Below are 12,269 nucleotides of genomic sequence, written 5' to 3' on the forward strand. Positions count from 1 at the left end.
CTGCCCTGACGGAATACATGCCGTCGTATCTGCCCGGTCGAACAATCTCCGGGCAACCAGGACAGGGAGAAGGTTGCTGCAGTGAGCACGTCCATCGTCGGCTTGTACGACCCCGCAGATGACAAGAGCAGTTGCGGAGTCGGGTTCATCACGCGCAAGGACGGCGTGCAGACCCACGATGTCCTGATCAAGGGCCGTGAAGCACTCTGCTCGGTACCGCACCGCGGCGGTATGTCTTCCGAGGGCGTCGGCGACGGCGGCGGTGTCTCGGTTGACCTCTCCCTCCGGTTCTTCCGCAAGGTCACCGGGCGCTCCGATCTCCGCGCCGGACGCTTCTGCGTCGGCAACTTCTTCCTTCCGGACGACGATGCTCAGCATGCTCGTGCAGCCGCTCTGGTGGAACGCGAACTTCTGGACCGAGGCTTCACCACCCTCGCTGTGCGCAACGTGCCGGTCGACGACTCGGCGATTCGGCCGGCAGCCATCGCGCATCAGCTTCCGATCAGGCAGTGGATTTTCGAGGTCCCCACTCCGCGTCCCGAGCCTGCGGTAGTCGATCGCCTCGTGCACGAAGCTCTGCTCGCCATCGAAGCCATCGCGTACAACACCCCTGCACTACGCGGGTTGTACCCACTCTCGCTCAGCGCGCGAACTCAGGTTCTCAAGGGTCGCTTGAACTCCGACGAAGTGATCCCGTACTTCCGCGACCTGGTCGACCCCGATCACGCCGTGCACACGATGTACTTCCACACGCGGTTCTCGACCAACACGGACCCGCATCCCACGATGGCGCAGCCGTTCCGGTTCATGGCTCACAACGGAGAACTGAACACGGACAAGAAGAATCGGCTCTCCGAAGCTGCTGTCGCCAGTGCAAAACGACGTGCGATCGTCCGTCCGCCCGGCCAGTCCGACAGTTGCCGACTCGATCAGACCCTGGAAGCACGCGTCATCGAGGACAGTGTCGACCTGGTGACGGCTGTGGTCTCGATGATGCCGCCGGCCTGGGAAAACGACACCACTCTCTCCCCCGCAGTGCGTGCGATGTTCGAGTACTTCTCGCTGTACGAGGAGAAGAACGACGGACCGGCAGCGCTGGTGTTCGGCGACGGCACCATCATCGGTGCGCGCCTGGATCGCCTCGGTCTGCGTCCACTACGCACGATCGAGACGCACGACTACGTGTGCGCATTCTCCGAAGCCGGACAGATCGCGTTCGCACCCGAGACGGTGATTCACCGTGGCCGCGTCGAGGCCGGCGGAATGTTGTACTTCGATCATCGCGATCGCCATACCTACACTGCCCGCGAAGCTCTGGAAAAGGTTGCCGCTCAGCGCGACTACCAGTCGTTGCTGGAGCAATCGCGAATCCCGATCGAAGACATTCCCGCCGTGCCAGCGGAGAAAGTCAGCTCCCCGACCCGTTACAACGGCACCTTCGAGATACATCAGCGCTACATGGCGTACTCCCTGGATCAGGAAAGTTTCAAATTCCTGATGGATCCGATGCTCACGCACGGAGCCGAAAAGGTCTCCGCCATGGGTTACGGCAACGCCATCAACGCATTCAGCGACCGCGAAGGCGGTGTGGCACGTTACTTTTCACAGCGATTCGCCCAGGTCACCAACCCTCCGCTCGACAGCATCCGTGAAGCGGACGGTATGACTCTCCGGGTTGCATTGGGTGCGAAGATGGCCCCCGGACAGGGCAAGCAGATCGTCATCGCCTCGCCGATCCTCGGGCACCTGGACATGCTCAAGATCCGCGAACAGAACCACACTCCGCACCGCCGCTTCGAAATGCTCTACCCCGCCGAGGGTGACGCGCAGACAATGGTCGACGCGATGACCGCGCTCGGCGACGCTGTTGTCGCCTTCGCGGCCGAACAGGGCGGAATCGCAGTCCTGACCGACCGCCACGTATCTCACGAGCGCGCAACACTTCCCGCGATCATGGTCGTCGGAGCACTGAATCAGCGTCTCATCGACGCGGGCCTGCGATTGCGCGTCTCTCTCATCGTCGAGAGCGGCCAGATCGAGTCCTCCCACCACGTTGCCGCTGCGCTCGGATTCGGCGCTTCCGCTGTCTACCCCTTGTCCGTTCAGTTGCGAGCCGAGGAGAAGTTCGCCGCTGACCCGGATGCCGCGTTCCGACGCTTCGCGAAGGCCGCCGAGAAGTCCCTGATGAAGACGATGGGACGCGTCGGTCTGTGCACCGTCGAAAGCTACATCGGCGGAGAATTTTTCGAACCCAACTTCCTCGATACGTCCGACCCTGTTCTGCGCCAGTGGTTCCCCAACATGAAGTCACCGGTGGGTGGCGTCGGTTTCGACACCGTCGCGGTGACCTCGAAGCAGTGGCACGAGCGTGCGAGCGCAGTCGGGGGCGAGAAGGATCTGCCACTGCTCGGCCTGTTCAAGGAGCGTGCAGACGGCGCAGGGCATTCGTTCGGTACCACCGCGGTCCGTAAGTACGTCGAACTCACCGAAGAGAAGATCGCGTTCGACAGTCCCTCCGGAACAGAACAATTCGAGGCTCTACGTCTACTGCCGCTCGGACGGCTCGACGACGCCTTCCGCCTCGACGCCGGGGCATACCGGGCGACGAGCTTCGACCGGTTGACCACCGAGCAGATCGACGACTTCGACATCACCGCCGGGTACCGGGACTTTTCCACTGTCATGGCTGCGGAACGATCGCGTCGTCCCGCCGCGTTGCGCGATGTCATCTCCGTGCCCGGTGATGTCACATTTGCGGTGACAACAGCCGAGTTCACCGACCAGATCAGCCGATTCTCGGTGCGCGGCAATAAGACGATCGTGATGCGTGGAATCCGGTGTGAATCTGCCGCGGACAGCCGGTACACACTTAGCCTGGACGGTCCACTGGCCGACGACACCGCTCGGGTGGTAGCACTCGGCGATGCTCTTTCCGTCGCCTTTGCCGACGACGTCACCATCGAGGCCACCGACCCGGATCTGGTGCTGAATGCAACCGGTATTGCGGCAGAGTTCCTTTCCAAGCTGAGGGTCGCACCGGCAGGTGTACCTCTCTCCGAGGTACAGAGTGCAAGCGACATCACCCCGAAGTTGGCGTCGGGTGCCATGAGCCATGGCGCACTGAACGCTCCGGCGCACGAAGCCGTCGCGCACGGCACGAACATGGTCGGTGCGATGTCCAACAGCGGCGAAGGCGGCGAACACCTTTCGCGCTACAACACGATTCGTGCATCGCGCATCAAGCAGTTTGCATCCGGACGCTTCGGAATCTGGGCGGGCTACCTCGCCGATCCGATGCTCGAAGAGATCGAGATCAAACTCGGCCAAGGCGCAAAACCCGGTGAGGGCGGGCAGCTTCCGGCCGCCAAGGTCACCGTCGACATCGCTGCCGCCCGCGGCGGAACGCCCGGGGTCGAACTGGTTTCGCCGCCGCCTCACCACGACACGTACTCCATCGAGGACCTCGCTCAGCTCATCCACGACTGCAAGGCAGCTCGCATTCGGGTGATCGTGAAGTTGGTGTCCTCGGAAGGAATCGGCACCATCGCCGTCGGTGTCGCCAAGGCCGGCGCCGACGTCATCAACGTCGCCGGAAATACCGGTGGCACCGGCGCAGCTTCGGTGACCAGCCTCAAGTACGCGGGCCGTGCGGCCGAGGTCGGTATCGCAGAGGTCCATCAAGCTCTGTGTGCCAACGGGCTTCGCCAGAAGGTCGTACTGCGATGCTCGGGCGCGCATCAGACCGGCAGCGACATCATCACTTCCGCCCTCCTCGGCGCAGACAGCTTCGAGTTCGGTACGTCGGCGCTGATGATGATGGGCTGCGTCATGGCCAAGAACTGCAACATCAAGTGCCCCGCCGGTCTGACCACCAACCCGGAACTGTTCGACGGCGATCCCCGCGCGATGGCGCAGTACCTTCTCAACATCGCTCACGAAACTCGGGAACTGCTCGCGAATCTGGGAATGCGATCCCTTCAGGAAGCGCGGGGTCGAACGGATCTCCTGCATCTGCTCGATCACCCGTCTATTGTCGGCAATCTGAAGCTGGACGCGATGTTCGAGACCGCTCCGAACATCACCATCGACAATCCTGTGTACCTCGAACGTGAGTACGCGCTCGACGAGAAGATCATGGACGAGGTTCGCACGGTGTTCTTCAACCGTGGCGAGGCCTCGGTCGCCGTGTCCGGACCTGAATTCGCCGAAGGTGCACTGCACCTGGGTAACCGGAACAAGAGCGTCGGTGGTCAGTTGGCGATCGACCTCGAACGCGAACTCAACTACGGAGCGGCGGGCCTTCTCGCTCCGGGGGTACTGACTGACGAGCGTGGGCGTCGCTACCTGGCGCCGGGCAGCGTGCGCGTCCTGACGACCGGATCTGCTGGCCTCTCGTTCGGCGCATTCTGCAATGACGGCATGCACCTGGAACACACCGGGACATGTAACGACGGTGTGGGAAAGAGCATGAGCGGCGGCGTGATTGCCGTGCGCAGCCCAGGCGGCGGCTCCAGTGACGCCGGCGGAAACGTGTTGATCGGCAACTTCGCGCTCTTCGGCGCCACCGGCGGACGAGTGTTCGTCGAAGGTGAAGCAGGCGATCGCTTCGCAGTTCGCAATTCCGGCGCCAGTGCTGTCGTCGAAGGTGTCGGAGACTTCGCCGGCGAGTACATGACCAACGGTGCTGTCGTGAATCTCGGCGAGTTCGGCAAGGGTGTCGGCAACGGCATGAGTGGTGGCTTCTTCTACCAGTACGACCCTCGTGGCGAATTGGCACTGCGAGCAAGTACCGATTCCGTACTGCTGGGTTCGATCACCGCTGCGACCGACCCTCTTGCCGCTGTCCACAACCACGCAGTACAACTCCTGCTCGAACTGCATGTGGAGGCAACTGGATCCGCGCTCGGAACCCGACTGCTCGAGAACTGGGAAGTCGAACAGCACTCGTTCGTCTACGCGATGCCCAAGGCACTGATGCTCTACCAGGACAGTGATGCAATCCTGGCTGCGAAGTCGCACAAAGAGCTCCTCGAAGAATTGGCGTCCGCCATCGCAGCACGTCAGGTCCGCACCTTCAAACTCGCAGTGCGCGACGGGCGCCCTGCACTGAACGGAGCAGTCCCTGCCTACGGCGAGACCGATACAGCGACGATGTATGCGCTGCTCAGTGCGTACACCGTGCTTCACTTCGCGCAACAACTCGCCGCCGCCCGCACGCCGGGTGCGTCCGGACCCGACGATCCAGCAGTGCAGAAGGCGGCCCGAAACCTGGTGCTGACCGAGGACTTCGCCCTCGTCCAGCACTTGGTCAAGTACTCGAAAGAGATTCTGGCCGGCTACGACGACGAACAGTTGGCTGCGTTGATTGCAGCCAAGCGGGTCGACGACTACAAGCAGGCGCTGAGCCTGCGCAACGTGTTGGCCATGGACAGCCCGGCGACGTACGGGTGGATTCTGTTTCAAGACAACAAGAATCGGGACAAGCTCGGATCACTGCCGAACTTCGACGAACTGTTCGCTTCGCGCACGATCCCCGACCTGGTGTCCTGACCTCCTCCCCCGAACGTAGGTGAGCTTCAAAATGGAAATCCCGTACATCCCCGAATACGCACCGTTCAACGGCGACCAGCGCGCGTGGCTTTCCGGATTCCTGGCCGGTCTACACTCGCGAACTGTCATGTCCGGTCAAACCGGTATTGCAACAGCGACAGTGGAGAGAGCTGCCGGCGCAGCCGTGCACATCCTTTACGGAAGTCAGACCGGCAACGCGGAGTCCGTGGCTGAAGACGCGGCCGCAGCTGCTCGTGCCCACGGTCTCGATCCACTTGTCGCGAGTCTGGACACCGTGGATATCAATGCACTTTCCGCCATGCGCCGGGTGCTCGTCATCACCTCCACCTACGGCGAGGGCGAGATGCCTGACAACGCGCAGTTGTTCTGGGATGCAGTCGAATCCGAGAGTGCGCCCCGGCTCGAGGGTCTCTACTTCGGCGTGCTCGCACTCGGTGACACCAGCTACGACGGGTACTGCCAGTCGGGAAAGAACATCGACGCCCGCTTCGATGCGCTCGGTGGGACCCGGGTTGTCGACCGCACCGATTGCGACGTCGACTACGAGGATGCTGCGGCCGAGTGGATCGTTCGGGCCGTCGCTGCGGTGGCCGGTGTCGACGGTGATGCGGGGGCCGCTGCCTCGCCGGTTGCGCCCGCTCAGACGAAGATCAAGTCCCAGTGGACTCGCAAGAACCCCTATCCTGCAACCGTTCTCGCCAACCGGCTGTTGTCCGGCGAGGACTCAGCCAAGGAAGTCCGCCACTTCACCTTTGCGCTCGGCGAGGACGGTCTGGACTACGAGGCCGGAGATGGATTGGGCATCCGCCCGATCAACGACCCCGCCCTCGTCGAGGCGATCATCCATCAGCTCGGTGTCAGCGGCGATTACGTGGTTACCGCGAAAGACGGCTCGTCCGCACCGTTGGACCAGGTGTTGACCAGCGACTACGAGATCTCGATTCCCTCGCGCGATTTGATCGAAGACATCGCCCGACGCAGCGGCGACGCCGAACTGCAGCACATTCTCGACACGGAAGATCGGGAAGCGCTCGATGCGTGGCTGTGGGGCAAGGACGTTCTCGATCTCCTGCAGTTGGACAACAGCATTCGATTGAATCACGAAGATCTGCTTGCACTTCTTCGCCCGCTGCAACATCGGGTCTATTCGATCTCCTCCAGCCCGCTGGCCCACGACGGCACCGTGCATCTGACGGTAGCGAGTGTGCGCTACCGCTCGGGCGAGCGGGACCGCGGCGGTGTCTGCTCGACGTACCTGGCGGACCGCGTCGGCGAGGGAGATCGGGTCGGAGTTTTTGTCTCCAAGAACAATTCGTTCCGCCTACCCGCCGATGACGCTGTTCCCGTCGTGATGATCGGCCCCGGAACCGGCATCGCACCCTTCCGCGCTTTCCTGCACGAGCGTCGCGCGCGCAACGCGTCGGGGCAGAATTGGCTGTTCTTCGGCGATCAGCATCAGTCGAGCGACTTCATCTACGAGGACGAGTTGAACGGGCTGACCCGTGACGGTGTCCTGACTCGTCTCGATCTGGCCTTCTCGCGCGATCAGTCCGAGAAGATCTACGTTCAGACTCGCATGCGCGAGCAGGGCCGGGAGTTGTTCACCTGGCTCGAAAAGGGCGCCCACGTGTACGTCTGCGGCGACGCCACGCGGATGGCGAAGGACGTCGACGACGCGTTGCACGAGGTGGTCGCCGAGCACGGCGGATTGGATGCGGATGCCGCTGAGGACTACGTCAACAACCTCAAACGATCGAAGCGGTACCTAAGGGATGTCTACTGAGATGTGCCCGCACCGTGGCGAATGCCGTTGCGCAGCTTTGGCACGCATGTCGGACCTGGACGCACTGCTTGCGCGTCCAGGGTTCCGTGGTGGACTGATCGACACGGCACCTGACGTAGTCGGCGAAATGTTGCCGCTCTTGGACGACGCCGTAGCAATCACCGTCGCAGGTCCGGTGGCTGTCAACGACTCGGGCAAGTACTCCGTTCCGACATTTCCCGGCGATCCGTTGGTCTGCGCGCCCGGGCTCGTCTCTCTGCGTTTGAACGTTGCCTCCCTCGGCTCGGTGGTGACCACTGAAGCAGAGCAGCACCTGCCGCCGACGCTCCGCATGTTCGACATCCACGGATCAAGTTCACACACCACGTATTTGACCCCGGCCTCGGATCGTCTCGCCTTCGAAGCGATGCGAACTGCGCCGAGCACTGCGAGGGAAACAAGCCCTCCCATCCAGACATCGAATACGCCCGCATTCTGGGCCCAGGCCGATCAGCTGACACAGCTCGACTTCATCCTCGCGGACGACGGCAGCGAACGTCGTAGCGGCCTGGTCGCTCTGGGCGCCCTCGGTTATCGGCGAGTCGATCCTCACCTCATGGCTGCCGGGATGGAGCACCTGTCCTACCACCAACTTCCCGTCACGACCGTCGTCGCCGGGAACGGATGCCTGCAGATCCACCGTGGTGACCTCGACGCCGCAGCCATGTTCGGGGGGACGCTGACTTTGGCGTCCGACACCTGCCGGACGATGATCGACCTGAATGGTGTCTCGGAGTGCTGGCTGACCCGCACCCACGGCGTTCACGGCCTGACCAGCTCGATCGAGATGTACGACTTCCGCCGCAAATGCGTAGCAGTCTTCACCCAAACGGGTCCAACCGAACCCGCAGTCATGGGCGTGTGGGAAGACGTCATGAGTTCCATCTCGGCCGCATCCTGACACCGACAGATGCTGGGCGAGTGTAAGAAATCGGCGTACGGCGATAACCACATGGAGCCATCGACCCCTAACCTTAGGTCTCGGTCATTTGTCGTGCCTGCACCCTGACGCTGATTCAAGGAGTTATCCATGCCCCGCCCTCTCGTCGAACCGTCGCTGGTCCCGGCCTTGCGCCCGGCGCTGCCTGCATTGGCTGCCGGGGTCGTCGCGGCCGCAGCGTCGGGGGTCGCGATGCTCGGGGCGCTCTGGTGCGTCGTGCAACTCATCGGTGAACCGTCGATGAGCTGGGCCGGGTGGGCATGTGGGCTGTGGCTCACCGGGGTAACGCTCGCGGCCACGTCGTCGTGGCTCTCGCATCACGCCGAGTCACTCTTCGAGGCCAGGCTTCGACGCCAGCTCGCAGCCCACCTCGTTCGCCTACCGGCAAGCACGCTGTCCCGCTACAGCGGAGACGCACTGCGGAGGCTCGTTTCGGACGACATCTCGGCGCTGCACCATATGACTGCGCACCTACCGGCCGAGTTCGCCACACTCATCGTGGTCCCCGCGGTCACGATCGCGGCGTTGGTTGCCTCAGCCGGCCCCGTGGCGCTTCTCGCTCTGGCTCCCGGCATCGTGGCAGCTCTGTTCTACCTGGTCGTGATCCCCCGAATGGCCGCTCGGCACAGCGCCGAAAGTGCAGATGTCATGGGCGACATCGTGACTGCCGTGGACGACTATGCCCGCGGCATCCGCGTCTGCCGGATCTACGGCGCGCAGACCGGCGCTGCCGCCGACTATGCAGAATCGACAGCACGGTTCACCCGGGGAATGCAGGAGCGCGTTCGACTCGTGGCTACCCCTGCGGCCGTCGCCGTTGCCCTCATGCAGGCGACGGCGACGTTCGCGATCGCCTATGCCGTCGGATTCCACTGGGATGCAACGACGTTGGCCGCCACCATTCTCTTCAGCCTCGCAATCGTGACACCGGCCCTGCGGCTCGGGCACGGCCTCGACTACGTCGCTGCTGGACGCTCTGCTGCGGGCCGGCTCGCCGCTGCCCTGGACGAACCCACCCTCCCTGCCGGTGAAGCGCCAACCGTTCCGGCCTCGAGTCCCTCCGATCGACTGGAGATCGTCGACCTGACTGTCACGATCGCGGACCGCAGAGTCATCGACGACGTCACGCATGCATTCCGCCCAGCCACGATCACTGCGATCACGGGACCGAGTGGAGCAGGCAAGACGACGCTCCTGAAAGCATTGGCCGGCTTCGAGATCCCGGAACTGGGTACCGTCCGCTACGCAGGTCGTAGCATCACCGCGATCGACGAGAACCTGCGGCCACAGTCCATTCTGCTCACACCCCAGGGCGCAGACGTGTTACCTGCCACGGTGCGCGAGAACATCGCGCTGGCCGCCCCCGATGCAACGGACGCGGAATACACCGCCGCACTACGCCGGGCACAGATCGACGTCAGCCTCGACGCCCACGCCACTTCACTCTCCGGAGGAGAACGTCAGCGCGTCGGGATCGCTCGGGTGTTCCTCTCGCCCGCAGCAGTACTGCTACTCGACGAGCCGACCAGTGCACTCGACGATCGGACAGCGGCAGAACTGCTGAAAGAATTGCGGCACCTCGCGCACGACGAAGGAAAGACGGTCGTGATCGTCACCCACGACCCCGCTCTTGCAGACGACGCCGACGATCGACTCGACCTCGGCGGTCGAAACGTGAACGACGCCGCCTCGCACAATGCGGGCCTGATTGGAGCCGAATAATGAACAGCGCCAATGCAGCCCGACGACGCTTGATCACCATCGGACTCGGTTGGGTGTCCGTCGCTGTCCTCGAAGCGATCGCGTACACCACCCTCGCGCTCTCGATCGCTGATCACCGGTCGCCGGTTCTCGTCCTGGCCACGGCCGCCATCGCTCTCTTCGTGACCGTCCTGGTCTCGCGGGGCGGTTACTTCACCGGGGCTCGACTCGTCGGCGATCTCTACGACGCTCTCGGCGATGCCTTCGCCCGTGCGAAACTGTCCTGGTTCACCGACGACAACCGGGCACTGCTCGCCACCGTCGCCGGGCGCGGAATCCCGTCGCTGATGAGTGTTCCCGCGCACCAACTTCAGACCTTCCTGGTTGCACCGCTGATCCCGCTGCTCCTGCTTCCTGGGATCGCGGTCGTCGCGGGGCCAGGCGTCATGCTGCTCGTCGGTGGACTGCTCGCCGTGTCGCTCGTCGCTCAGACGCTGGCCCAACGTGCGCTCAGCCGAGCGGACGAGCGCCGACACGAAGCCGAGCTCGCAGCAACTCAGTCGACACTCGAGCTCACCGACCACCTCGAATTACTGCGTACAGCAGCCGGTCCCACACGTTCCGTCGAACGAATCGAGCGAAGCTGGCGGAATCAGGAAGCCGCGCTTGCACGGACAAATCTCGCCGCGGCACCAGCGACATTCATCTCGGCGATCGCCACCATTGTGCCGCTGGCAGGTGCAGTGATTTTCCTCGCCGCCACCGGATTCGACGATCCCGCAGCCGCTCTCGCGCTTGTCATCCTCACCGCCCGCGCCGCTGCGCCGCTCGACGAACTCGCTCTGGCCGGAATCGGAGTCAACGAGCTGCGCGCAACGGTTCGCGACTACCGCGCCGCGACTTCGGCTCCCGCACTGCCTGAGCCCCCACCCCAGGACGCCGCGCGCCCTGTTGGAACGGACATCGAGGTCGCCGGAGTAGATCACGCTCCAGTTCTGCGTGGCATCACCGCGGAGATCCCCGCGGGTGAGCGAGTTCTCGTCGCAGGACGCTCGGGTACGGGGAAGAGCACACTTCTCGGGCTGCTCATGCGCTTCGATGATCCGGACCAAGGCAGCGTCACTCTGGGCGGAGTTTCACTGCGTGACTTGCCCTACGACGATCTGGCGGCACACATCGGCTACGTGCCGCAGGACCCACTCGTGTTCTCGGGCACCCTCGGGGAGAACATCGGACTTGGAAGACCTGGTGCCACCGAAACCGAGATCGAGGACGCCGCCAGGCGCGCTGCCCTCGGCGCCGTTCTCGACCGCTCGACGCTCGGCATTCATCAGGACATCGGACACCAGGGTGCCGCTCTCTCCGGCGGCGAACGTCAGCGGGTGGCGATCGCTCGCGCCTTCCTCAAAGACGCTCCCGTCCTGGTTCTCGACGAAGCCACCTCGGCCCTCGACGAGGCCACCGAGCGCCGTATCGTCGGCGCCGTGCGGGAATTGGCGGCCACCGTCTTCGTCGTCACCCACCGCGACCCCGCCATCTGGGAGCCCACCCGCACGATCACCCTCTGACATCGCATGCCCTAGTGCTCGCGTTGCAGTCCCTCAACTTCGGCAGGTGTCCGACGGATAACCCTTGCCGGCGATCCAGCAGCAACGACGTGATCAGGAATGTCATGCAAGACCACACTTCCCGCGCCGATCACGGCGTTGTGACCGATCGAAACTCCTGCACCGACAGTGACTGAGGCGCCGAGCCACGTGTTCTCACCGATGACGATCGGAGCAGCCCGCTCCCATCCCTCGCGACGCCGGCGATGATCATCGACAGGGTGCAACGCTGTCATCAGTTGGGCTCCAGGCCCGATCCTCACGTCCGCGCCGATTGTGATCAGCGCATCATCCATGAAGAACCCGTTCGCGTTGACGAATGCGTTGACTCCAAGCCAAATGTTGTATCCGTAGCTGCATTGGAACCGCGGCACCACCAATGCTCCCTCACCTACCTCACCCAAAAGGCTGGCGAGAGCCTGCGAGCGGACAGCATCCTGGTCCGCCGAAGCCCCATTGAACGAGTCGAGTCGACGCCAACACTCCAGCCGCCGCTGCCTCAGCTCGTCATCATCGAGATACCACTCACCACGAGCAAGACGATCCGCCTGTTCTCCCACACTCGGATCGTCGCACACCGCGCCACGGCACCCCTGTTGGGCGCGTTGCACCCGACAAAGCGCTACAA

Annotated in this window: 6 protein-coding genes; 5 read left to right on the top strand and 1 reads right to left on the bottom strand. The window is 63.5% G+C overall.

Annotation, left to right across the window (positions count from 1 at the left end; translation table 11 throughout):
* The first annotated feature begins 81 nt into the window (after positions 1–81).
* The 5 genes from ACYP01_RS15640 (at position 82) to ACYP01_RS15660 (ending at position 11,602) form a co-directional block, all read left to right on the top strand.
* Positions 82–5,550 (top strand): glutamate synthase-related protein, encoded by a 5,469-nt coding sequence (locus tag ACYP01_RS15640; RefSeq protein WP_459680975.1) that lies wholly within the window; start codon positions 82–84, stop codon positions 5,548–5,550.
* A gap of 31 nt (positions 5,551–5,581) precedes the next feature.
* Entirely contained in the window at positions 5,582–7,354 is a 1,773-nt protein-coding gene (locus tag ACYP01_RS15645; protein WP_459680977.1) for a sulfite reductase subunit alpha, read from the top strand.
* A 46-nt stretch (positions 7,355–7,400) separates the two neighbouring features.
* The gene (locus tag ACYP01_RS15650) at positions 7,401–8,294 is read left to right on the top strand and encodes a ChuX/HutX family heme-like substrate-binding protein (protein WP_065352795.1); all 894 of its coding nucleotides are present in this window, start codon (positions 7,401–7,403) and stop codon (positions 8,292–8,294) included.
* Between the two features lie 129 nt (positions 8,295–8,423).
* Positions 8,424–10,055, top strand: coding sequence for an ATP-binding cassette domain-containing protein (locus tag ACYP01_RS15655; protein ID WP_459680981.1), 1,632 nt, complete (start codon positions 8,424–8,426; stop codon positions 10,053–10,055).
* Positions 10,055–11,602 (top strand): ABC transporter ATP-binding protein, encoded by a 1,548-nt coding sequence (locus ACYP01_RS15660; RefSeq protein ID WP_459680983.1) that lies wholly within the window; start codon positions 10,055–10,057, stop codon positions 11,600–11,602. Before ACYP01_RS15655 ends, ACYP01_RS15660 begins: the two co-directional genes overlap by 1 nt.
* A gap of 11 nt (positions 11,603–11,613) precedes the next feature.
* On the opposite strand, the gene ACYP01_RS15665 is transcribed toward ACYP01_RS15660, so the two are convergent.
* Positions 11,614–12,201 (bottom strand): sugar O-acetyltransferase, encoded by a 588-nt coding sequence (locus ACYP01_RS15665; protein ID WP_459680986.1) that lies wholly within the window; start codon positions 12,199–12,201, stop codon positions 11,614–11,616.
* Positions 12,202–12,269: the final 68 nt, after the last annotated feature.

It is taken from the genome of Rhodococcus sp. no. 34 (assembly GCF_054589475.1).

Coding starts and splice junctions, on each gene's coding strand:
- ACYP01_RS15645 (WP_459680977.1), top strand. CDS start 5,582: ATGGAAATCCCGTACATCCCCGAATACGCACCGTTCAACGGCGACCAG.
- ACYP01_RS15650 (WP_065352795.1), top strand. CDS start 7,401: ATGTCGGACCTGGACGCACTGCTTGCGCGTCCAGGGTTCCGTGGTGGA.
- ACYP01_RS15655 (WP_459680981.1), top strand. CDS start 8,424: ATGCCCCGCCCTCTCGTCGAACCGTCGCTGGTCCCGGCCTTGCGCCCG.
- ACYP01_RS15660 (WP_459680983.1), top strand. CDS start 10,055: ATGAACAGCGCCAATGCAGCCCGACGACGCTTGATCACCATCGGACTC.